Raw genomic sequence first — 24,712 nt, 5'->3', positions numbered from 1 at the left:
TATGAGTAAAGTAGGTTTTTTTCGCTCGATTCACTTCAAATTGACCTTGATTTACGTGCTGCTGATCATCGTCGCCATGCAGATCATTGGCGTGTACTTTGTGAAGCAGCTAGAGCAGTCCTTAATTAATTCATATGATAATTCCTTGAATCAGCGAATCTACTCGTTATCGTATTACCTAGAACAAGATTCATCGAAAAGCAAAGCAGAATTAAAAGAGGATGCTCAAAAGATATTAAACGATTTTAACAACAAAGATGAGTCTAATGAAATCTCTGAAGTCAGCTATATTGACGAAAGCAGAGAGGTCATTGCTTCTGTAAATAACGGCAGCCAAGAGATTGCCGGCAAGAAAATCACTGATCAAATCATTAGCCGTATTTTTGCGGTCGGCAAAGACTATGAGAAAAAATTCTATGACCCTGAGTCAAATAAAAGGGTGCGTATTTCTGCGACAGCCGTAAAAAATGAGAACCAAGAGACCGTTGGTGTGATTTATGTTGTGTCTTCAATGGAAAGTGTGTTTAACCAAATGCGAACCATTAACACCATTTTAGCAACTGGGACACTGATTGCACTTGGGACGACTGCTCTACTTGGTATCTTCATCTTTAGAACGATCACTCATCCTATTTCAGATATGAGAAAGCAGGCGATCGAGCTTGCCAAAGGGAACTTCTCCAGAAAGGTCCGGAAGTATGGACATGACGAGATTGGCCAGCTTGCAACAACCTTTAACCATCTGACGAGAGAGCTGGAGGAAGCTCAGCTGATGACGGAGGGGGAGCGGAAAAAGCTTTCTTCTGTTATTGCCTATATGACGGACGGTGTCATCGCAACGAATCAAAACGGTGCAATTATTCTATTAAACAGCCCTGCTTTAGAGCTGTTAAATGTTTCACGTGAAACAGCACTAGAGATGCCGATTACGTCCTTGCTTGGCTTAGAGGAAACCCATACATTTGAAGATTTAGTCGAAAATCAAGATTCCATGCTGATAGAAATTGAGCGCGAAGATCAGCTGTCTGTATTGCGTGTGAATTTCTCCGTCATTCAGAAAGAGCATGGGAAAATTGATGGCTTAATTGCGGTCATTTATGACGTCACAGAGCAGGAGAAAATTGATGCGGAACGCCGTGAATTCGTAGCGAACGTATCGCATGAGCTGCGCACACCGCTGACGACGATGCGAAGCTATCTTGAGGCACTGGCTGAAGGTGCGATTGGTGATAAAGAGCTTGCGCCAAGATTTCTCAGTGTCACGCAAAATGAAACGGAGCGCATGATCCGGCTTGTCAATGACCTGCTGCAGCTGTCTAAGTTCGACAGCAAGGATTATCAATTCAACCGTGAGTGGACGAACTTTATCAGGTTTATCTCGCTCGTCATTGATCGTTTTGAAATGACGAAGGAGCAGCATGTCGATTTTATCCGCAACCTGCCGCAGCGTGAAGTATATGTGGAAATCGACCAAGATAAAATTACTCAGGTGCTCGATAATATCATTTCCAATGCCATGAAATACTCACCAGAGGGTGGACACATCACGTTTACCGTCGATCTGGATGAAGAGAAAGGCCTTGTGTTATTCAGCGTGAAAGATGAAGGAATCGGTATTCCGAAGAAGGATATGGATAAAATCTTTGAACGTTTTTATCGGGTGGATAAAGCAAGAACAAGAAAGCTTGGCGGAACCGGCCTCGGTCTTGCGATAGCAAAAGAAATGGTTCAGGCTCATGGCGGAGATATTTGGGCTGACAGCATTGAAGGAAAAGGGACAACGGTGACCTTTACCCTTCCGTACAATGAAGAACAAGAGGATGATTGGGATGAAGCGTGAGACCTTTAAAACCATAATATTGACAATCCTAATTGCGATCAGTCTTGTATTTACGTGGAATATCTGGATGTTCCAGCCCGTCATGCAGGATCAGGCAGATACCGGCACACAGGTCGTGGAAACGAAGAAGATTTCAAGCGACGAGCCTAGAAGTCTCATTGATGTCGTGAAGCCGCGCGAGATGTTCATCCATTCAAATGGGGAGCATTTTAAAGTGGATCAAAAGGAACTCTTTCAAAACTTTTGGAATGATGTGAGCCTTTGGGATGTCAAAGAGATTAACGATGTGTCAGATCAATATTCCGAGCAGAAATTTAAGAATTTCTTCTATGGACGCGAAGGACAAGGGAAGACATTGGATCTTGTGTTCAATGATCCGATTCCGATTGATATTTTCCAAGCGCTCTTTAAATGGCCGAACAAGTCCATTGAATACAACTCGTTTGATCGGATGATCGTGCCGTTCGCCCAGCAGGATAAGGCGAATAAAAAAGTGTATTTGGTCTCATACAGCAAGGAGACGGTGCTTGAGCTGACAATTGAGTCCGCCAATTACCGTAATCTAATGAACAGTATCGCAGCCGCTCAAAACGAGATGCCGCGCTATGATCTTTATACATTCTCAACGAATTCTAAACGAGATTTCCTTCTTCCGAGAAAGCAAAAGCAGCTTGAAGCGAAGATGTTCTTTATCGAAACGATTAAGACAAATAAATTCAAAGACGCTTTGTTTACGGACCCGAGCCTTGTCGGTGAGGAATCTAATTTAAACCGGACGGTGTACACAGATGGCACAAGCCGCCTTGAAGCCAATCAAAAAGACCACCGCATTCAATATCAGCATCGCAATATCAATTCCAGCACTGTTTTCCAAACGGGGGATTTGATTAAGCGAAGCGTGAAATATTTCAATGATACGGGAAGCTTTACTGATGACTATCAATATTTTGGCATCAACAGCAACCAGCAGCTGTCCTTTAATATGTTTATGGACGGTCTGCCGATCGTGAACAGTACAAAGCATCCATTTGGGATGACCTCTCTTGAAGTACAATGGGCGAATGATGACATTTTGAATTACAAGCGCCCAAACTATATTCTTGGCAATAAAGCGAGTCAAAGTGAACAGGTCAAGCTGATGAACGGGACAGAGCTGAAGGACTTGATCATCAAGCAGACGAAATATGATGATCTGGAGAAAATTGAACAGATTTTCCCTGCATATCAAGCTGCTTCAACTGCTTCAGATCAAGATCAAGCAATGTTTGTCTGGCTGGAGCCTGTATGGTGCATGAAATATAACGGCAAAACCGTGATTCTATCGAATGATCTTTTGACAGAGGGGAGCGAGAATCATGGAGTGGAATAAGACCAAAACGATCTTTATCCTAGCCTTTCTCATTCTCGATATCTTTCTAGGTTTTCAATACTTTGAAAAACGGTCAACCGATCATTTTGCGATTATCGAAAAAACGGATACGCTGGAAGAAATGAAGGCAGACGGGATCAAATATGGCAATCTATCAGATGAAGCGAAGATTGGATACCGCATTACAGCTGAAAAGAAGCAATATACGAAAAAGGATGTCGACGGATTAGCTGATCAAAAGGCGAAAAGCACATTCCCGAAAACAGACAAAGATGATCCTGTCACGCTGCTTGAAATGACCTTCAACAAGCCAGTTGCCTTGCCGAAAAAGGATATCAAAACAGCGGCGACGAACCTTGTGAACCAGCGTTTGCTGGATGGGAAGAATTATAAGCTGTGGAGTATAGATGAAGAGACAGGGAAAATCGTCTTTTTCCAAACGTATAAAGGGAAATACATCTTCCAAGAAGGCCTTGATGACACCGAAACCATCGGGCAAATCACCTTAAATCTCAACGATCAAAACGAAATCTTCTCATATCAGCAATCAATGGTGACATCGATTAATGAAGTGAGAAAAGAAACCCTTGTCCCGGCACTTGAAACCGTGAAGGACTTATATACGCAAAATATGCTGAGCCAAAACACGACCGTGAAAAAGGTAGAGCTTGGCTACTATACGCAATACCCGGGGGCAAGCACGCAAGTCATGGTACCTGTATGGCGGGTGGAGCTTGAAGGCGTATCAGCAGGTTCAAAGAAAAAGACAGAAGAAGAATATTTGATCAATGCCATTGATGGCTCAACACTTGATCATATAGAGAAAGATGACAAATCTTCAATGGAGTGAGAGAACATGAGCTTGCAGTTCAGTGTACTAGCGAGCGGAAGTACGGGGAACGCTTTTTATTTAGAAACAGACGAGCATGCCTTTTTGGTGGATGCTGGTTTAAGCGGCAAACAGATGGTCGAGCTGCTTAGCCAAATCGACCGCAAGCCTGAGGACTTGGACGGCATTTTTGTGACACACGAGCACTCCGATCATATTAAAGGGCTTGGTGTCATGGCAAGAAAGTACAAGCTTCCTGTCTATGCAAATGCGAAAACATGGAAGGCAATGGAGTCTCATATCGGAAAGATTGACACAGAGCAGAAATTCCATTTTGATATGGAGACCGTTCAATCCTTTGGCGGCCTTGATGTCGAGTCATTTGGCGTCTCACACGATGCGGCAGAGCCTATGTTTTACGTGTTCCATTATGGAGGGCGCAAACTTGCCCTCATGACAGATACAGGCTATGTGAGTGACCGTATGAAAGGCATTATTAAGTCAGCCAATACGTTTGTGTTTGAGAGCAATCATGATGTCGGGATGCTGCAAATGGGCCGCTACCCATGGAGCATTAAGCGCAGAATTCTGAGTGATGTCGGACATGTATCAAATGAAGATGCTGCTCTCGCGATGACAGATGTCATTGGAGATGCCACCTCACGCATTTATTTGGCTCACTTGAGTCAAGATAACAACATGAAGGATTTAGCCCGTATGGCGGTCCAGCAGACGCTTGAAATGAAGGGCTTTGTTGTGGGGGACGGCTTTGATTTATTTGATACGGACCCGAAAAAAGCAACCCCGCTTTGCGCCGTATGATTTTTATAATCGTATGATTAAGATAAGAGCTTCTTACCAACACTATATACATCATCTATTCACTGAAAGGAAGGAAACATAGTGGATTATCGCGATGTAGAGTGGAAGCCGAGACGAAGCAGAAAAGGATATTTTCTTTCTGGTTTGATCGGTGTATTGGTAGGAGCTTTTTTAATGGGGTTCTTTTTCCCCTATGTATCTGGACAGAGCGGCAGTCCCTTTGGATGGCAGCAGAACGGTGATGGACAAGCATCTCAGGGCCCTTTAAAAACTGTGAATGTAAACGTCAATGATGCAGTCACGAAAGTGGTGTCTAATATGTCAGATACGGTGGTCGGCGTCATTAATATCCAAAAGTCGAGCTTTTGGGAGGAAGGCGGAGAAGCAGGCAGCGGGTCAGGTGTGATTTATAAAAAAAAGGGTGACACGTTTTATATTGTCACAAACCATCACGTCATCAAAGGCGCCAACCAGCTTGAAGTGAGCCTCCATGACGGGACAAGAATTAGTGCCAATCTTGTCGGCAGCGATCAGCTCATGGATTTAGCAGTTCTCACTGTCAAAAGTAATAAAATTAAGAAAACGGCAGCCTTTGGTAACTCAGATCATGTGAAACCGGGTGAGCCAGTCATTGCCATTGGAAATCCATTAGGGCTTGAATTCGCAGGCTCTGTCACACAAGGAGTCATATCAGGCACAGAGCGTGCGATCCCTGTTGACTCAAATGGAGACGGACAGACGGATTGGAATGCAGAGGTACTGCAAACAGATGCCGCCATCAATCCTGGAAACAGCGGTGGTGCCTTGATCAATATGGATGGAAAGGTGATCGGCATCAACTCAATGAAGATTGCTGAATCAGAGGTAGAAGGAATCGGGCTGTCTATTCCAGCGAATCTGGTCATCCCTGTCATAGAGGATTTAGAGCGTTATGGAGAGGTAAAGCGTCCGTATCTTGGCGTCGGCATGAAATCATTAGCGGATATTGCGAGCTACCACTGGCAGGAAACGTTGAAACTGCCATCTAAGGTTACATCTGGGGTCGTTGTTATGAGTGTTGAGCCGTTATCTCCAGCAGGAAAAGCGAGACTAAAAGAGCTGGATGTCGTGACCTCCTTCGATGGTAAGAGTGTTCAAAATATCGTAGATCTTCGTAAGTATTTATATCAAAGGAAGGTCGGCGACAAGGTAAAGGTGCAATTTTACCGAAGCGGGAAGAAAAAGTCAGCAGAGATCAAACTTTCTCAAACCGACCGATATGGCGGCTAACCAGTTCCAGTAAGGGACTGGTTTTTTTGGCATGACTGACATATGATGAAGGAAAGGGGGTTGTAAGATTGGTTACACTTCAACGGATGTCACAAACCGATTACGATGTATTGATAGAGAAGGCCATTCAGCGGTACGCGGAAGAAAAGGTACTCGCAGGAACATGGAAGAAGGAAGAATCACTTGCGAACGCAGAAGAACAATTTGACAGGCTTCTTCCAGAAGGACTTCAGACAGAGCATCATGAGCTGTGGAATTTCTTAAACGAAGATGAAGCGATTGGCTGGGTTTGGCTTTGTTATGACCCGAATCACCCGCAACACGAAGGATTTATTTATAACTTTATTTTGTTTGAAGCTTATCGAGGAAAAGGCTTTGCAAAGCAGGCCATTGCTGCATTAGAGGAGCAGGCAAAGTTATTAGGTGTGCAAAAACTCTCTCTTCATGTCTTTGCTCACAATCAAATCGCTCGTTCGCTGTACGAGAAAACGGGATTTGCAGAAACCGGTATCTATATGAGTAAACCTTTATAAAAAAGAAGAAGTACCGTGCAGAAAGCGTACGGTACTTTTTTATGAGGACAGCATGGCATCCTGAGCCGTGACTCTGTATAAATCGACTTTACACTTCACGAAAGCGCGAATGATCGCTGGAACTTGAGCTTCTGAACGAATTAACAATGAGGTCTCGTCATCACTGATCACAAGATCTGTTCCGACAGTTTGCAGGTACTGCGTGAGAACAGGTTTCACCTCATCATCAATCCATGCATGCTTGAAGGTTGCACGTATGTTTGAGGATGTGATGGTTTTCTCTTGAGGATGAGTATGTGGGGACACTAATTTTCCTTCAGAAATGAACGCCGTTTTGGTACAAATACTATTGGTGAACCTTGGACGGTCAGCTGTTAAAAAGACGGTTTTTCCTTCATCCTTTAATGTTTCAATGACCCGCTGGATGTGCAAGATCGAATCTGCATCAATATCGGCAAAAGGTTCGTCGAGTAAAATAAATTCCGGCTGATGGGCGATGGCCTGCGCCATTCCGAGCCGTTTCTTCATACCAGGTGTGAATGCACCGACCTTCTCCTGATGATCATGATGTAAACCGACAAATTCGAGCAGTTCTTCATAATCACTCGTTCTCTGGCGTGTTCCGGTGATTTTTGATAAATAGGCAATATGCTCAAGAGCCGTAAGACCTTCATATAAATCCGTATATTCTGGCAGAACACCGATATGCTGTCTCACTTTTTTTAGCGAAGGCATATTCATCACTGTAAACGTACCAGAGGTAGGGCGGGAGATCCCGGTAATAATATTGAAAAACGTCGTCTTACCAGATCCCTTTGGTCCAATGAGGCCGAAGATATCGCCCTGATTGACATCAAGATTAATATGATCTATTGCGACTTTTGTACGGTATTTTTTTGTGAGCCCCTTTGTATGAAGCATCTACACATCCCTCCTTTGAAACAGCAGTGCAGTTCCAATGAGTAAGATAACGGTCAATGCCGTGTTCATTAGGACGTAGGTCAGCGGTTCACTCCAGCGCGCATAATAATAAGGCGTCATATATTGGAACCAATGAATCATTCGTTCTGAAGAAAGAACAGAAATCAAACTGACGATTGGGAAAAGAAAGGAAAATAACATGCCGACAAACATTGATTTCTGCGGTGTTGGAAAGAGCATGGACAAAAATAAAGCACATGAGATACCGACACTGATAAAGGTTAAGATTTTTAAGGCATCTGAGAACAGAAAACGGTGTGAAATCACCATATTCAGCACATATGTCGTCATAATACAGCTAAGCCAAAACAGCATCAGTCCAAGATATTTCCCGATGATAATGTTCAAACGGGTTGTTTTACTGACGAGAAAACGAATGGTTTTCAAATGAATTTCGCGGCTTAAAATATCATGAGACAACAAAAAAATAAGGAAGAAACCAAATAAAGACATCACCAGTTCATTCCCAATAGAATAAGGATCCTTTGCCAGTTCCCATTTTTCCTGATGAGCAGCGATAAACGGAAGACTTGAAACAAAAGTAGATAAAATGAAAATAATAACAATTGTTAAAATAGATTTTGTGCTTTTGAAGAGCTGCTTAAACTCATTCATACAGATGGTCCACACACGCTGTACCTCCCTTCACCTTTATTATACCCCTAGAAAAGAAAGACACCATATCTTGCTCTTTAACATTTGTTTAAATTTCATAAAAAGAAGACTCTTCCAGCATCAGTTGACTCATTTTTAAAAATGTTCAGAAAAATATCTTGATTTATCAAAAAACATCATGTATGATAGCTTTAATTCAAGATAGTTATACAGGCAATGACGAGAGAAAGTACAATCATCAATTTTTCCACAGAGAGCTTCGGCAGCTGAAAAGAAGCAAAAATAATGATTCGAAAAATGGTCTCTGAGCCTCGTGCTGAACATATCTATGATATTAGTAGGTGACGACGAGAGTTGGTACTCGTTATCAAAACCACAGTATATGAGCCAGATTGGAGCTTTGTACTTGTAGAGGCTGTTTAGCGCGAGCAAACAGTAAATAAAGGTGGTACCACGAGACAAATACCTCGTCCTTATGATTCAAAGATAAGGATGGGGTATTTTTTATTGTCCACTTTTTTTCATACAATTGTTCAAATGTTCCACGTGAAACACCACATCCATTTTTTCAAATGAAAGGGAGATTGACATGAGTGAACATGCATTGGTTTTACAATCAGATTTCGGCATTGATGATGGAGCTGTCAGTGCAATGTACGGAGTGGCAAATACGGTCAGCAGCAGCATCCGCATTTTTGATTTAACACACAATATTCCGCAGTATGACATTTGGGAGGCTTCTTATCGCCTGCTTCAAACCGTCACATACTGGCCTGAAGAGACGGTATTCGTTTCTGTCGTTGACCCGGGTGTTGGATCCGAGAGAAAAAGTCTTGTCGTCAAAACGACAAGCTCACACTATATCATTACCCCAGATAACGGGACACTGACGCACGTTGCCCAGGATATTGGCATTGTGGAAGCCCGTTACTTAGATGAAACCATTAACCGGCTGCCAAAGTCGGGAAAATCACATACATTCCATGGGAGAGACATTTACGCTTATACAGGGGCGAGAATTGCATCAGGTGTGATTTCTTTTGAAGAGGTTGGGCCAAAGGCGAATATTGATGATATTATCCATCTTCCAGTCGTACAGGCTTATGCCGAAGAAGATGTGATCACAGGGACGATTGATATTTTAGATGTGAGATTCGGAAACCTATGGACAAACATTCATCACACGCTATTTGAACAGCTTTCAATTAATTATGGGGATGCAATAGAAGTTACCATTGCCAACGGGCCGAAAAATGTGTATAAAAATATCATGACCTATGGACGATCTTTTGCCGACTTAAAGGTAGGCGAACCACTCATATATGTCAATTCACTCGACCATTTAGGCGTGGCGATCAATCAAGGGTCATTTGCAAAGGCTTATAACATCGGTACAGGCACAGGCTGGCGCCTTTCGATTCGCAAAGCTCCGCGCATTATATACGAATAAGAGGAGGATACATCATGGCAGGAAAACAACTTTCAACGAAAACTGTCGTTGCCATTGGAATTGGCGCAGCCGTCTTTGTGATTTTAGGACGCTTCGTCTCCATTCCAACTGGAATTCCGAATACACAAATTGAAACCTCATACGCATTCCTTGCATTAATGGCCGTGCTATTTGGTCCTGTTGCAGGCGCACTGATTGGTTTTATTGGCCATCTCATTAAAGATGCGACCACATTTGGCCCTTGGTGGAGCTGGATTATTGTATCGGGTGTCGTTGGTTTATTGATCGGCTTTATTTCTAACCGTTTAAAAGTAGAAGAGGGAGACTTCGGCTGGAAGAAAATCACGCTCTTCAACGCCGTACAAGCAGGCGCACAGGCATTAGGCTGGTTTATCATTGCTCCTGTACTCGACATTGTGATCTATGCAGAACCTGCGAACAAAGTGTTTGTTCAAGGCATCGTGGCAGGGATTTCAAACATCATCACAGTTGGTGTACTAGGAACCATCATCATTGCAGCTTATGCGAAAACGAGAAGCAAAAGCGGCAGCCTATCGAAAGAAACATCATGAAGCAAGGTGGAACACATAAATGAAGAAACCGATGATTCAATTCGAACATTTCGGATTCAAGTATCGCAGTCAGGCAGAACCAACATTAAAGGATATCAACCTGACGATCTATGAAGGAGAAAAAGTTCTCATCGCAGGCCCGTCTGGATCGGGAAAAAGCACACTAGCCCATTGTATCAATGGGCTAGTTCCTGCGTCTTATAAAGGTTCTATGGAAGGAAGTCTTCACATCGGCGGGAAAAATGCAGAGAAAGAAAACATTTTCTCGCTCTCACAGCTTGTCGGAACGGTGCTTCAGGACCCTGATGGACAATTCATTGGGCTGACCGTTGGAGAGGATATCGCGTTCACGCTTGAAAATGATCAAGTCACACGCGAAGAAATGAAAACACGTGTCGAGGAAGCAGCTAGATTAACAGAGGTAGACGGCAAGCTGGCATCGTCCGTGCATGAGCTGTCAGGCGGACAAAAACAACGTGTCGCCATTGCGGGTGTACTTGTCAATGATGTCGACATTTTGCTGTTTGATGAACCACTTGCAAGCCTTGACCCCGCAACAGGCAAAGAAGTCATCGACCTCATTGACCGGCTGCAAAAACAAACGAAAAAAACCATTGTGATGGTTGAGCACCGATTAGAGGACGTCCTCTTCCGTCATGTGGACCGCATCATCGTTGTCAATGAAGGAACGATTGCAGCGGATATGACACCAGATGAATTGCTCGCCTCAAATGTATTAGAAGCGGCGTATTTGCGTGAGCCTTTATATGTGAAAGCGATGAAATATGCAGGTATTCCGGTTGAAGCAGGAGATCAGATCGCTAATTTACAGCATCTCACCTTAAATGACGAGGCAAAAGAGAAAATCGAGCAATGGATGGAAGCATCTGAGCCGTCAGTCGAGCAGAATGCAGCACAGGATTTACTAGAAGTGCGCGAGCTGAGTTTTGACTATCCAACAAGACCAAATACGCTGAGCAACATCTCTTTTACCGTCAAAAAAGGAGAAATGATCAGCATCGCAGGAGCCAATGGAGCGGGCAAGACGACATTGTCCAAGGTGCTCTGTGCATTTGAAAAGCCAACGAAGGGGTCCATTCTTTTAAATGGTGATGACATCACAGAAGATACGATCAAACAGCGCTCCGAACGAATCGGCGTCGTCATGCAAAACCCAAATCAAATGATTTCAAAACAAATGATCTTTGATGAGGTGGCACTCGGTCTCGTTTTAAGAGGCGTAAAGGAAGACGAGATCAAGGAACGGGTGGAGCGGGTCCTGAAAGTATGCGGACTGTATCCATTTCGGAACTGGCCGGTCTCAGCCCTCAGCTTTGGACAGAAAAAACGCGTCACCATTGCATCTATACTTGTACTAGAGCCAGAAATCCTCATTCTAGACGAACCAACCGCAGGACAGGACTTTAAACATTACACAGAGATGATGACGTTTTTAGAGCAATTAAATCAGCAGGGCGTCACGATTTTGATGATCACCCATGATATGCATCTCATGCTCGAATACACAACAAGAACCATTGTCATTTCAGATGGAGAAAAAATTGCAGATGATACACCAGCCAAAGTGCTGACAGATCAACTGCTTGTCCAAAAGGCGAGCTTAAAAGAAACGTCGCTGTATGAACTGGCGCTGAAAGCAGATTGGCCGAATCCAAATGAACTCGTAGATCGCTTCATTGAGGTTGACAGAAAGGAACGAATGACATGGCTGTAGACATGCTGTCCTATATCGATCGCCCGTCGCCGATTCACCGGCTGACAGGTGCAACCAAACTCATTTGCTTTATCCTCTGGTCATCCGCAGCGATGCTCACGTATGATACAGGCGTTTTAGTCTTTATGTTAGCCGCCAGTATCGTGTTCTTTCAGATGTCGAACGTACGATTTCGTGATATTTCCTTCGTGATGATCGTCCTGGCGATTTTCCTAGTGATCAATAACATCGCCATTTACATCTTTGCACCCCAGCAAGGTGTCGCCATCTACGGAGCGAAGCACGAGCTGTTTCATATTGCCGGCTGGTACAATGTCACACTTGAACAGCTTTTCTATCAATTGAACATTACGCTAAAATATGTGACCGTGATGCCAGCAGCGCTTTTATTTATTGTGACAACAAATCCAAGTGAATTCGCCTCATCCCTCAGCCGAATTGGGGTCAGCTACCGCATTTCGTACGCTGTAGCGATTGCCTTGCGCTATATTCCAGATATTCAGCGGGATTTTCGCACGATCGCGATTTCTCAGCAAGCAAGAGGCATTGATTTATCGAAGAATGAAAAATTGGGGAAACGAATCAAAAATGCACTGTCGATTGTCATGCCGCTGATTTTCTCCAGCTTGGAGCGGATCGAAACGATCAGCAATGCGATGGAGCTGCGGGGGTTTGGGAAACATAAAAAGCGCACATGGTTTACAGCAAAAGACTTTCAAAAAGCAGATTATGCTGCGTTATTGTTTGTTGGTGTGGTGCTGATCGTGTCGTTAGTGATTACATTTGTTAGAGGAACGAGATTTTATAATCCGTTTTGATAGAAGGAAGCCTTCACAGAAGTGGAGGCTTTTTTTAGTTTGTGGATAAAAGGTGTGAGAAATGGTAAAAGACTATTAACATGTGAATAAATCGGTTATATTGGACAATGAGCGAAACACTTGTGAATAACTAAAGAACTTATTGGAGGAATAAGAAACTTATGAATAAAACATTTTATGCTTGTGCAGAACACATAGAAACCGTATTAGACATGTACATAGATGATCACGAAACGCCGCCGGAATTCAGAAAAATCGAACATACACACAGTTTATCCACAACCTGTGAATTGTGCGATGAACCTGCAATATATATAGTGGGGAACGAATGATCGGACACAAAATACACAAATTTTATCCACAATTGTTGATAACTTATCTGAATAACTTGTTCTTAAGGTGGGGATGACCTGTGAATATATCAATTATCACAGTAGGAAAATTAAAAGAGAAATATTTAAAGCAAGGCATAGGCGAATACACCAAACGATTACAAGCTTACGCAAAAATCGAGATCATTGAGCTCGCGGACGAAAAAGCACCCGAGAATCTCAGCGATCAAGACATGAAAATCATCAAAGACAAAGAAGGCGAACGCATCCTAAGCAAAATCAACCCAGACGCCCACGTCATCGCCCTCGCCATCGAAGGAAAAATGAAAAGTTCCGAAGAATTAGCCGATACAATAGATAAGCTGGCAACATACGGAAAAAGCAAAGTATGTTTCGTTATAGGTGGATCCCTTGGCTTAAGCGACGCCGTCATGCAGCGTGCGAATGAGAAACTGTCATTTTCGAAAATGACGTTCCCGCATCAGTTGATGAGGCTGGTGTTGGTGGAGCAGATTTATCGTGCGTTTCGGATTGTTCGGGGGGAGCCTTATCATAAGTAGATGAGGTATTTTACCATTTAATAAAACCTAATAAGAAACCTTTGTTTTATCTATCTGTAAACTTAAGTACAAACTATTATCTACACTTTATTCTACTAATTATTTGCTATAATTAAGATGAATAGTGCTTTGAAACGAGGTTTTATAGATGAATACAGTTCTGACAAGACCATCAGCAGCGCCTGTGATTCAGGCGCTTCGTTCTATTGGATATAACGCTAGCACAGCTATTGCTGATCTTGTAGATAACAGTCTCGATGCTAAGGCATCAACTATTAAAATTAATTTTACTTATAACGATACAGATGGAATGATTACCATAAAAGATAATGGTTTCGGTATGACTGAAGATATGCTTCAAATTGCCATGAGTATTGGTTCTAAAGACCCAAGAGAGCATAGAAGAGCAAACGAACTCGGTCGTTTTGGAATGGGGTTAAAAACGGCTTCTTTTTCACTTGGGAAGCGGTTGAGTGTTTTGACAAAAAAAGATGGAGTATATTATGAGAGATGCTGGGATCTTGATCATGTATCGGAATGTAATGAATGGCAGCTTTTTACCAGAATTCCTGAAGAAATCAAATTGAAAATGGGTGAAATAAAGGAAGAAAACGGCACAGTCGTCTGTATTGATAAACTTGACCGTTTTATGGGAGTCGGACGAAAGCGCAGATTAAAGGAAACAAGCTTCTACAATAAAGTTTCCCGTATTAATAGACACCTGGAATTTGTCTTTCACTCTATACTGGAAGAAAAAGAAGTAAGCCTCTTTATTAACGGTAAAGTGATAGATCCGTGGGATCCCTTTATGAGGAGTCATTCAAATACACTGGAAGGAGAAATGCAGATTCTTAAAATTAATGATAATAGAATTAAAGTACAGTATTTTATTTTGCCTCATGCATCCAATCTAACAGAATCTGAATATAAGAAGGCTGGCGGTTACAAAGGCTGGCGTGATCACCAGGGGTTATATATCTATAGAGAAAATCGTCTTCTATATTTTGGTGATTGGATGGGGCTGTTTCCAAAGGATGCAGCTTCACAGCTGGCCAGGGTTCGCATCGATCTTCCGAATTCAGCTGACTCAGACTGGCAGGTTGATATAAAAAAATCGGGCATTAATTTGCCTGAAGACGCTAAAAGAAGACTTGAATCCATTTCATCCATTGCACGAAAAGTTTCAAGGGATATGTTTTATTTCCGGACACAGTCTGGTCCTAGAAATCCTTCTGTTAAGGGAAGTCTAAATACATGGGAGCAGTCAGGAAAAGATGATGGTCCTCAATTTATTTTAAATCGGAATCATCCGATTCTTTCTGAGTTGCTTAAAAATTTGGATGATGAACATGTAAAACTCTTAAACTTATACTTGAAATTTGTACAGCTTGGCTCGCCAAGCAATATTATTGATGCTCCTAAGGTTCCAGAAGAAGAAGTGCAAAAGGTTTCAGACAGCAAGAAAGAATTGGTAGTCCAATTTGCTTCTTCTATGATGCAGTTGAATGTTGCTGAAAACGAAGAACAGCTTTTGAATATTTTGTTAACGCAACCTGCATTTGATGAATTAAACCGTGCAACTTTAAAAGTAATTTTATTGGAGGCGAATTTGAATGTCAGCAATTGATTTGAAAGATTTTTTTGAACAGAACTTTTCAAATACATATTATTACCTAAAAACAGTTTATAAAAATCAGGAAGAGGCAGCTGAAAAAGCCTTGGAATCAGCAAGAGGATTAGCGTCGGCGGAGAGCCATATTGACGATCCAACATTTCAAAGATGGTCACTTGAAATGTACATAAAGTACAAAATTGGTTTGGAAGTTCCAAAGGATTATGTAATGAGAGAATCCAAAGAAAAAAGCTGGTTTGAGCCTAAGATGGTAGCTAGCGGATTTTTCTGGTCCAGGTACCGTAGATATCTCTCCAGTTCGAAAAACTGGCCTTTTGAGGCAGTTACTGCAATAGATGAAACAACGAATCAGATAATGGCATCTATAGGAAATCCAAGCTCGATGGATCCATTCGATAAACGTGGGCTTGTATTAGGTTACGTTCAGTCAGGTAAAACAGCTAATTTCACTGGCTTAATCAATAAAGCTTTTGATGTCGGCTATATGCTAATAATTGTGCTGTCAGGTATTCATAATGATTTAAGAACTCAGACACAGATCCGTCTGAATGAAGAGGTGATCGGAAACCGAACAGACAAAGATGGAAATCCAATAGGGGTTGCCCAAATAAGCGCAAATACGGCTGATCATATCATTTCTTCTTGGACAACAGAAGACCATGATATCAAATCAAGCCAAAGGGGTACTAGTAACCTAAATTCACCAACATTAATGGTTGTTAAGAAAAATAAAACTGTACTAGAGTCACTTCGAGACCAGTTAATTTATCATCGGGATATATATAATTTAGATATTCCCGTCTTAATTGTTGATGACGAAGCTGATCAGGCATCCGTTGACACTTCCAACCCTGATAAAAATGAAGATCCGAAAACGATCAATCGTTTAATTAGGAAAATTCTTGAAATTTTTAGTCGGAAGGCTTTTGTCGGATATACTGCAACACCTTTTGCAAATCTTCTAATCAGCAATGAAGGAAGTACAAATGAAGAAGGCGATGACCTGTATCCTAAAGATTTCCTTGTCGGCCTACCAAAGCCGAAGGAATATTGCGGACCTGAGGAATATTTTAATGTGGAAGAGGACGCTGAAGATACTCGCCCAAGTCTGATCCGCCATTTGCGTCAAGAAGACCTTGATGTATTTACAAAAATTAAAAAGAAATCTGACGCAAATAAATTCGAAGAAGTTCCTCCTCAAATGCGTGAAGCAATACTTGAATTCCTCCTTGTGATTGCTATCCGCAATCTGAGAGGACAAAGAAATAAGCATAATTCAATGCTCATACATACTTCTCGCTTTAAAGATGTCCAGTCAAGTGTAAAAGACGCAGTGGCGCGGGCATTTGATGCTATATCAAAGCAACTACAGTATAATCCAGAAAGCACTGTGATTGCAGAGCTACAAGACCTTTATGAAAATGATATTCTCCCAACAAGTAAAGATTGGCCTAATGAAAATCATCCAGAATTCAGCTGGAATGAAGTATATAAAGAATTGATGAATTGCTGTGAAAGTATCCAAGTTTTTGAGATAAATGGTAACAGCCGGGATGCATTAGACTACCATCAATATAAAGAAGAAGGGTTAAATGTCATTGCTGTTGGTGGAGACAAATTATCCAGAGGATTAACACTAGAAGGCTTAAGTATCACCTATTATTTCCGTAATACGCTTATGTACGATACTCTCATGCAGATGGGGCGCTGGTTTGGCTATAGAAGGGGTTATATGGATATCTGCCGCATTTATACTTCTAATGAGATTGCTTCAAATTTTGAACATCTGTCTATTGCGATGATTCAACTTCGACAGGAATTTGACCGTCTGGCTGCAATGAAGAAGACACCTTCTGAATATGCAATAAAAATGCTCAGCCATCCAACAATGAAGCTTACAAGTCCTTTGAAAATGAGAAATGCAGTTTCTTCAAATGTCATTTATGCTGGTACCCTACAACAGACAAGACTATTTGATCCAAGTGAAGATGTAATGAAAGGAAACATGGATGCGGCTGTTAAACTCGTTAATATACTTCCTCTAACAAAGACAACATACAAAAAGACCAACTTCTACTCGGCATCTGGTGTGAACGCAGAACACATAAAGGGATTTCTGTCAGAATATCGAACGGCTGACAGTAATATTGTAAATTCTGCACTAATTGCTGACTATATTGATAGAGTGAACAAAGAGGGCGAGTTATTAAATTGGACAGTTTCAATTGTAGAAGGTCAGCTTAAATCTGCTAATGGTCTATCGGAATACCCGGTTGAATTAGGGAAAATCAGTTTGAAATCTGCTTCTGCACTTGGGAATAAAATCAAAGAGCCTGATAGCAAGTATCAAATTAGAGACATTGGGGCTATTGTGTCTCCAAACCATGAGGACATGGATTTGGACTTCGATAAAATTAAAGAACTTAAAGAGCGTAAAGATAAACGAGGAGTGCGTTCAAAGGAAAATGGCCTAATGTTAATATATCCTTTGCATCCAGAAGTTCCTATCTTTAAGAGTTTAGATGTGAAATTCTCCTCGAAACTAGTGCCAATTGGAATTGCGTTTTCTTTCCCTGCGACGGAAATCGAAGAGAAAGGCATCTACCAGACAAATAAAACGATATAATTTTTAAGGAGAGTACTGTGTTGAACCTAAAATTAGAATTTGAGGAATTGATACAAGAACTTAGGGGCAAGGATGATAGTGAAGTTTACAAATTGAATGTCTTGACTTATGAGAATCCAATTATGTTTGCAGGAATTGATCCTACTAATCATCATAGGCAGCTGTACATTGATTTGGGGCCAGGAGGATGGGACGAAGACCAGGAAAAAGCATTGCCTAAATGGAGGGGAATGTCCGTTAAGGTGGAATACTTTGAAAAACTATCCCTCTTAAAGGAACATTATTTTCTTGTTATCCGACAAGAGGATGAACAAAGCCCAGAAATCTTTGAACTTGTTCTGCAGAATCTCGCTGATCATCTGGCAATAGCTGAAGAAGAAGGCTCCCTCTTTTCAACAGTCTATAAGGTACTTGATCGATGGAGGACTTTCTTTCAGCGCGGAGGATTTAAGCGGCTTTCAGAAGAGCAACAGCGTGGGTTGTTTGGGGAATTATGGTTTATTAATGAATGGCTGGAAAAGCATCCTGGCCAGCCGCCTCTTATAATCGAGCATTGGGAAGGACCAACGAAAGGTCGCATTGATTTTAAGGGGACTAGATGCGGAATTGAGATCAAAACAATTATTGAAAAATTATCAAAAACGATTAAAATATCAAATGAAAACCAGCTAAAGCTGAATGAAGCCGTATCTTCAATTTATCTCTATGTATGTTTTCTAGAGCAAAGCCGAACACATGGACTTTCTCTTCAAGAGCTGGCAGGACAGGTTCGTGTCAAGCTTGCAGAAAGATCTGAAAGAATTGCACTAATTTTTAGCGATTTATTGACTGATCTGGGGTTTAGAGAAGAAGAATATGAAGATGTACTGTATTTTATGGAAAAGACAGAGGTGTATGAGGCTGGTGAAAAATTTCCCCGCTTAATAAAGGAGCATCTGCCAAAAGGAATTTCACATGTAAGCTATAATATTGATTTGACTCATTGTTCAGCACATGAGAAGCAGCTGGAAACCATATATCAATTGTTTAGAGTGGAAGGATAAAAGATGAGAGAAACAAGACAAAGAAAAGAATTCCTGCTCGATTTTACAGAAGAGTTAGAGGAAAAAGCAATAAAATCTGGTAGTTACCAGGTTCCTTTCCTGGAAAAAATGATTTCTTTTATGGATAGACCAGATGAACCTGAAATTCTGTTACCTCCTTTTAAGGATTCTGGAAAAAACATTGCCGTAAATGCCTATTCTTATGATGATGAGAATCAAGTATTAGATGTTTACGTTGTTGATTATAACTTTGAGCAGAATGAAGAAGATTTGCTTTCCATCAACATGACTGCTGTTACTGAAATAGCCAATAGGGCAAAACGCTTTATTACAAATTCAAAGAATCTCCTTCAGACGATTGATCATTCTTTGGAAGCTCATGATCTTGCTAAAATCATTGATGAAGTATTGAATAGTTTAAATGAGATTAATATTTTTGTTATCACAAACATGTATTATACTTCCAATAAGCCTGTAGAAATAACCATCCCTGGAATTGAGACGGTTAATGTTCAAGTATGGGATATCGATCGAGTTCAGCAACTGATCACTTCTGAGCAAGCTATTGAAACAGACTACATTAATTTTGAACAGGATTACGGTGAAACATTTGAAATGATGTTTGTCCCTGGCCCTTCAAGTGGTGTGAAGGATTTTGAATGTTATATAGGTTATATTTCAGCTGAGTTACTAGCTAAAGCTTATGATGAATGGGGGCAAAAGCTTGTTGAGCGAAATGTACGTTCATTCCTTCAAGCGAGGGGCGGAACCAACAAAGGCATTCGCGATACATTAAAGGATCCTTTTCAGCGTAAAATGTTTGTTGCATATAACAATGGTATATCAACAGTTGCTCGTACTGGTGACTTTGAACCAGTAAAAGACGGGGTAAACCAATTTAAGATTAAGGGATTAAGTGGCTGGCAGATTGTCAACGGAGGTCAAACGACAGCTTCTATTCATAAAGCCTACAAGGATGGTATCAGCCTGAAGGATGTCTATGTTCAGGCAAAACTTACAATCCTACAGGTGAATGAATTTGTTGAAAGGGATCAGCACCAGATCGAAGATGAGATGATTTCACGCATATCACAGTATGCTAATACACAAAACAAGATTAATAAATCAGATTTATTAGCCAATACACGTTTCATGTCTGACCTCGAAAAATTTTCAAGAAATATCTGGATTCCTGGAATAGAGGGCAGAAGATCCGAAAGCAAATGGTACTTTGAACGTGCCAGAGGGCAGTATATGGTTGATATAAATAGACGCAATAGAGGCAAAGAACAGACCGACTTTAAGAAGCAATATCCGAAAAATAAAGTCCTCACAAAAGTTGATTTGGCTAAATATTTCATGTCATGGGAAGGCTATCCTCACGTTTCTAGTAAAGGAGGGGAAGAAGCTTTTAAAAAATTCATGGAGTTGAATAAGAGCTTCTGGAGCGGAAATACCCTAGATAAGATAACATTATCTGTCTATCAAAAACTAATTGCCCGAGCTATAATTAATCTTAGGGTAAAGAAAATTGTTGATGAAATGAAGCTAAGAGGTTACAAAGCAAACGTCCTTTATTATACAACTGCAATGCTTCATCAAATATATAGTGAACAGATAGATTTAGTTGAAGTATGGGAAAAGCAATCCCTTTCCGAAAAATGGGATGATATTATTCGAATAATCGCAGAAAAGACATTGTCCTACCTTAGGGAATCTGCGGGAGAGCGAAACGTTACACAATGGGCGAAGCAAGAAGCATGCTGGATTCAGTACAAAGAAACCTGCGCACAGGAATTAAAAAACTTAATTTAATCTTATCACCCTAATCCTTTGACAGAGATTCAGGGTGTTTTTAATTTAAGGGCATATAGTGTTTTATATACGATGCAATATGATTAACGGAGTGTTGAAGTCCTGCATGAGTTCATGCTCCCAAATGCATATTAACTTCATTACATAGCAGTCTTTTTGATTCACTTCCTGATATCTGAAGACATTGCCAGAGAACTTTAGAGAGCATTTTCTGACATGGATAGGAGCGCTGTGGTTTTGTTATTCTTTGTGAGAACAAATTGTCTAGTGTATATTCAGGAATCTTACTCGAGTACCCAACATTAAACCACTTGATATAAATATAATTATGATATAATTGAAAAGTTAATTAAAAAACAAATTCAGGAACTTATGTTCTTATCGAAAATATAGTATGAAAGACTACTTCTTAATGAAGTGAGGTTTTATAATGAAAAAATTTAAAGTAATGGATCTTTTTGCAGGGGCAGGCGGTCTCAGCAACGGCTTTGAACAGACAGGCAGGTTCGAAGTGAAAGTCGCTGTCGAAATTAATGAGAACGCACGTAAAACCTTCAAAATAAACCACCATAATGATGTCATTTTACATGAGGATATTACAAAACTTCAATATGCAGACGAAAATGGAAAAAAGATTGGTGAATTCTGTGATATTGATGTTGTGATCGGAGGACCGCCATGTCAAGGATTTTCCAATGCGAATCGGCAGCAGAATACCTTAATTTCTTCGAATAATAATCTTGTTAAGGAGTATTTGCGGGCGATTGAAGAAATTCGTCCTTTAGCTTTTGTGATGGAAAACGTGAAAAGTATGGAGTCAGAAAAGCATAAGTTTTTTTTGAGTGAAGGTGACGAAGTCGAACTTGTTAAGCTGGAAATCGAGCCTGTGGAAGAACATATTAAGATTGGCAGAAGGACATCTTATTCTGTTAATTTGAGAAATTTTCTTATGAATGCGTACGAACAGAGGACAGATTTAACACCTTTTATGATAAGTAATGAACTCTTTTCTAAATTAAATACACTTTTAAAACATGCTAAAAAGAAATCGCCCATTGATTTATTGCGTTTTATAGAAAAAGAGGCAAACTATAAATTTTTTATGAAGGTAATAAACAAGCAATGGCTTAGTCAGCATTGTGAATACTGGAATAGCCTATACCAATTAGATTGGACTGACCTGGGAGAAAAGCTGAAGAATCTTTTATACAAAACAACTGAAGATTTCGCTTCATATACAGATACTCTTGAAAACATCATTGAGGCTCAGAAGATAATACGCAAGATATCAGAAGTAATTGAAAATAAAGTTTTGTTATTCGATATAGAAGAAAATCATGACGATATTGAGATTATCATTAAATCATTTAATGTGTTTAATTATATTAAAAGAAAGTTTACCAGCTTGGGTTATGTATTAAATGAAAATAAGTATATTTTTAATGCTGCTCATTATGGAGTAGCGCAAGAAAGAAGCCGATTAGTTTTAATGGGAATCAAAGGTACTTGTTTAAAAACGAAAACAGTTAAAACGCCTGAGCCATTATTTCATAAAAAGAAAGAGTATAATAAAATCTATGATGCTATAGGTGATTTAGAAAACATTTCACCAGGTGTAAATGTTAAAGATGATGAACTAGATAAGTCGTCCCATCAACCGCTACTTAATAGTCCTCTTAATAATTATCTTAATAATATAGATAAGATTTACAACCATGTTAGAACTGAAACTGGTGAAGTAGCTCTAAAAAGGTTTAAGGCCCTTAAAGAAGGTCAGAATTTCCATAATTTGGATGATTCATTGAAGACAACCTACACAGATCATAGCAGAACACAAAATACGATTTACAGAAGACTTGCATATAATGAGCCTTCAGATACTGTACTTAATGCCAGAAAATCGATGTGGGTTCATCCTGTTATAGACAGAGCTATCAGTATTAGAGAAGCGGCTAGGCTACAATCATTCCAGGATTCATATAAATTCTGTGGATCAAAGGACTCACAGTATCAACAAATTGGAAATGCGGTTCCCCCATTGCTTGCTAGGGCTATTGCAGAGGGAATTTTGCAATCTTTAGGTGAAGAGGTTGAGGAGAATATTAGAGAAATACTTTTGTCTAATCGTGTTGTTGAAAATTCGTTAAAAGAATGTGCATTTTCTGAAGCGAAAAACTTGCGGGTAAAGGTCTGATAAATACTATAACCTGTAAGCTTTATATAACCTATTTAATTTTAAAGTAAATTAATTTAAATTAACTCTTTTGAAATAGCTTTGGATAAAAAACAAGATAAATCATAAGGTTTTGGTACATCACACCAGTATCACTTACCGACCGTCCCATCCTAGGCATGGTCGCAGGCACTAACAAAACATTAATGATCGATGCGGGTAACTCAGAAGATCATGCGAACTATTTCATCCAAAGAACTTTAAAGCACGAGAACGCCAAGCCTGATATGGTTGTCCTCACACATTGGCATTGGGATCATATTTTTGGTTTGCCGGCGATGCCTAATACGCTTTCGATTGCTTCTGCAAAAACAAGAAAGGAAATGGAGAACCTTGTTCCGTTTTCGGTCAGATGAGGCGATTGATGAGCGGGTGAGGGAAGGAAGGGAGATTGAGTTCTATGCGAAGGCCATCAAGGAGGAATATCAGGATCATCGAGATATTCAGGTGGTTTTACCGGATGTGACGTTTGACCGATCTTGGGGGGGGGAACTTGTGTCGTGCAGCATGTTGGTGGCGATCATGTTGCTGATTCAGTGATCGTGTATGTGAAAGAAGAGAAAATCCTGTATCTTGGTGATTGCATTTATCCGAAATGTATGCCGAAAAAGTTCATTATACGGTGAAAGAAATATTGCGTCTTTTAGATGAGTTAGATGCTTTGATGCCGAGAAAGAATATTAAAATTACGTGAACAGAGAACTGAAAGATGTTGAATTGGAAACCATTGTTTACTTTGTAAATGGTTATTAAATAATCTCTAAAAAAAGTCTCATTTGAGTGATTTCCCTCAAACGAGACTTTTTTTGCATCACGGATTGTCACAGACTTATTTTTGGCATTGATAATAAAAACAATCCCAAGTAGGCTTAATTTTCAGGTCGTTGTTTTCGTCCAAAAAAATCAAATCGCTTCACGCAATTGATGGTTCTAAAATGACAATTTTTCATTGTTTCTCCTTTCATTATCACTTGAGAAGTGTTTCATGAGCTAATTAGAGATCTGCCAACATTAAATAATACTTTAAGAATCTTGGTAGATAATAACCTCATTTAAGGGCATCAAGGTGAGCCTTTCATAAGTTAGTGAGGGATGAGAAGGCTAAATTTAGCTGTACAAGCAGCAAAAAAGTACTCTAATCCTTTTCCATCAAACATCTCCATTGCACCAGAATAGAAGATATAACCACCCCGCAAAAAACGCGATTAAGCCTAAAGCGGCGGGAATGACCTAGTAAAACAGAAAGTTGTAAGGAATCTCCAACAACACATGTTGACATATCGTTATTTATCGATATAATGGTTTGTATGGAGCCAATAGAAGTTTTCAAAGCCTTATCCAATGAATCAAGACTGCAAATTTTACAATGGCTAAAGGAACCTGATCGTCATTTTACACCTCATGAAGGGATTGATATGAATACTACAGGGGTATGTGTTAGTCAAATAACAGATAAATTGAAAATGACGCAATCAACAGCATCTCAATACCTTTCAATTTTATTACGAGCTGGATTAATTACGACAGAGCGTATAGGTAAATACACGTATTATAAAAGAGATGAAAATGCCATAAAACAAATTGCTGAGATTCTAGAAAATAATATTTAATAAATGAACTGAATTCATACATCAGAA

General features: G+C 40.3%; 20 protein-coding genes, 1 pseudogene and 1 other annotated feature. Of the genes and pseudogenes, 19 read left to right on the top strand and 2 right to left on the bottom strand.

Annotated elements, in window-relative coordinates:
• Position 1 precedes the first annotated feature (1 nt).
• The 6 genes from walK (at position 2) to NSQ34_RS18405 (ending at position 6,662) form a co-directional block, all read left to right on the top strand.
• Positions 2-1,840 (top strand): cell wall metabolism sensor histidine kinase WalK, encoded by a 1,839-nt coding sequence (gene walK, locus NSQ34_RS18430; protein WP_024424029.1) that lies wholly within the window; start codon positions 2-4, stop codon positions 1,838-1,840.
• The gene (gene yycH, locus NSQ34_RS18425) at positions 1,830-3,209 is read left to right on the top strand and encodes a two-component system activity regulator YycH (protein WP_034283594.1); all 1,380 of its coding nucleotides are present in this window, start codon (positions 1,830-1,832) and stop codon (positions 3,207-3,209) included. Before walK ends, yycH begins: the two co-directional genes overlap by 11 nt.
• On the top strand, positions 3,196-4,059 hold the full coding sequence (yycI, locus tag NSQ34_RS18420) for a two-component system regulatory protein YycI (protein WP_342501001.1): 864 nt from the start codon (positions 3,196-3,198) through the stop codon (positions 4,057-4,059). The genes yycH and yycI overlap by 14 nt, the downstream gene beginning before the upstream one ends.
• Positions 4,060-4,065: 6 nt before the next feature.
• Positions 4,066-4,860, top strand: coding sequence for an MBL fold metallo-hydrolase (locus NSQ34_RS18415; protein WP_034283589.1), 795 nt, complete (start codon positions 4,066-4,068; stop codon positions 4,858-4,860).
• Positions 4,861-4,941: 81 nt separating this feature from the next.
• Positions 4,942-6,129 carry a trypsin-like peptidase domain-containing protein gene (locus tag NSQ34_RS18410; RefSeq protein WP_251232337.1) on the top strand — a complete coding sequence of 396 codons (1,188 nt, stop codon included), beginning with the start codon at positions 4,942-4,944 and terminating at the stop codon, positions 6,127-6,129.
• 68 nt (positions 6,130-6,197) lie between these two features.
• Positions 6,198-6,662 carry a GNAT family N-acetyltransferase gene (locus tag NSQ34_RS18405; RefSeq protein ID WP_251232339.1) on the top strand — a complete coding sequence of 155 codons (465 nt, stop codon included), beginning with the start codon at positions 6,198-6,200 and terminating at the stop codon, positions 6,660-6,662.
• A 39-nt stretch (positions 6,663-6,701) separates the two neighbouring features.
• On the opposite strand, the gene NSQ34_RS18400 is transcribed toward NSQ34_RS18405, so the two are convergent.
• Both NSQ34_RS18400 and NSQ34_RS18395 read right to left on the bottom strand, forming a co-directional pair.
• Entirely contained in the window at positions 6,702-7,583 is an 882-nt protein-coding gene (locus NSQ34_RS18400) for an ABC transporter ATP-binding protein (protein WP_176967098.1), read from the bottom strand.
• Entirely contained in the window at positions 7,584-8,273 is a 690-nt protein-coding gene (locus tag NSQ34_RS18395) for an ABC transporter permease subunit (RefSeq protein ID WP_034283580.1), read from the bottom strand.
• 192 nt (positions 8,274-8,465) lie between these two features.
• Positions 8,466-8,736, top strand: a binding site (T-box leader).
• 111 nt (positions 8,737-8,847) lie between these two features.
• Here NSQ34_RS18395 and NSQ34_RS18390 point away from each other — a divergent pair.
• The 13 genes and pseudogenes from NSQ34_RS18390 (at position 8,848) to NSQ34_RS18330 (ending at position 24,685) form a co-directional block, all read left to right on the top strand.
• A complete protein-coding gene (locus NSQ34_RS18390; protein ID WP_144496498.1) occupies positions 8,848-9,708 on the top strand; it encodes an S-adenosyl-l-methionine hydroxide adenosyltransferase family protein in 861 nt (286 codons plus the stop codon).
• A 14-nt stretch (positions 9,709-9,722) separates the two neighbouring features.
• Positions 9,723-10,280, top strand: coding sequence for an ECF-type riboflavin transporter substrate-binding protein (locus NSQ34_RS18385; RefSeq protein WP_024424020.1), 558 nt, complete (start codon positions 9,723-9,725; stop codon positions 10,278-10,280).
• Positions 10,281-10,299: 19 nt separating this feature from the next.
• Positions 10,300-12,015, top strand: coding sequence for an ABC transporter ATP-binding protein (locus tag NSQ34_RS18380; RefSeq protein WP_342501000.1), 1,716 nt, complete (start codon positions 10,300-10,302; stop codon positions 12,013-12,015).
• Complete coding sequence (locus NSQ34_RS18375; protein ID WP_342500999.1) at positions 12,006-12,833, top strand: energy-coupling factor transporter transmembrane component T; 828 nt, start codon at positions 12,006-12,008, stop codon at positions 12,831-12,833. The genes NSQ34_RS18380 and NSQ34_RS18375 overlap by 10 nt, the downstream gene beginning before the upstream one ends.
• Before the next feature lie 161 nt (positions 12,834-12,994).
• The gene (locus tag NSQ34_RS18370) at positions 12,995-13,165 is read left to right on the top strand and encodes a CxxH/CxxC protein (protein WP_065215011.1); all 171 of its coding nucleotides are present in this window, start codon (positions 12,995-12,997) and stop codon (positions 13,163-13,165) included.
• A gap of 80 nt (positions 13,166-13,245) precedes the next feature.
• Complete coding sequence (rlmH, locus tag NSQ34_RS18365) at positions 13,246-13,725, top strand: 23S rRNA (pseudouridine(1915)-N(3))-methyltransferase RlmH (RefSeq protein WP_342500998.1); 480 nt, start codon at positions 13,246-13,248, stop codon at positions 13,723-13,725.
• Positions 13,726-13,873: 148 nt separating this feature from the next.
• On the top strand, positions 13,874-15,352 hold the full coding sequence (locus tag NSQ34_RS18360; protein ID WP_342500997.1) for an ATP-binding protein: 1,479 nt from the start codon (positions 13,874-13,876) through the stop codon (positions 15,350-15,352).
• Positions 15,339-17,984, top strand: coding sequence for a Z1 domain-containing protein (locus NSQ34_RS18355; protein ID WP_342500996.1), 2,646 nt, complete (start codon positions 15,339-15,341; stop codon positions 17,982-17,984). The genes NSQ34_RS18360 and NSQ34_RS18355 overlap by 14 nt, the downstream gene beginning before the upstream one ends.
• Before the next feature lie 17 nt (positions 17,985-18,001).
• Entirely contained in the window at positions 18,002-19,027 is a 1,026-nt protein-coding gene (locus NSQ34_RS18350) for a PD-(D/E)XK motif protein (protein ID WP_342500995.1), read from the top strand.
• Between the two features lie 3 nt (positions 19,028-19,030).
• Positions 19,031-20,842 carry an AIPR family protein gene (locus NSQ34_RS18345; RefSeq protein ID WP_342500994.1) on the top strand — a complete coding sequence of 604 codons (1,812 nt, stop codon included), beginning with the start codon at positions 19,031-19,033 and terminating at the stop codon, positions 20,840-20,842.
• 430 nt (positions 20,843-21,272) lie between these two features.
• Entirely contained in the window at positions 21,273-23,036 is a 1,764-nt protein-coding gene (locus tag NSQ34_RS18340) for a DNA cytosine methyltransferase (protein ID WP_342500993.1), read from the top strand.
• A 101-nt stretch (positions 23,037-23,137) separates the two neighbouring features.
• Positions 23,138-23,828: pseudogene (locus NSQ34_RS18335) on the top strand (MBL fold metallo-hydrolase).
• A gap of 554 nt (positions 23,829-24,382) precedes the next feature.
• Positions 24,383-24,685, top strand: coding sequence for a metalloregulator ArsR/SmtB family transcription factor (locus tag NSQ34_RS18330; RefSeq protein ID WP_172881591.1), 303 nt, complete (start codon positions 24,383-24,385; stop codon positions 24,683-24,685).
• Positions 24,686-24,712: the final 27 nt, after the last annotated feature.

This window comes from Bacillus sp. FSL P2-0069 (assembly GCF_038593315.1).
In the GTDB taxonomy this organism is placed as follows: domain Bacteria; phylum Bacillota; class Bacilli; order Bacillales; family Bacillaceae; genus Bacillus; species Bacillus safensis.
This window is presented reverse-complemented; position numbering and strand designations above follow the sequence as displayed.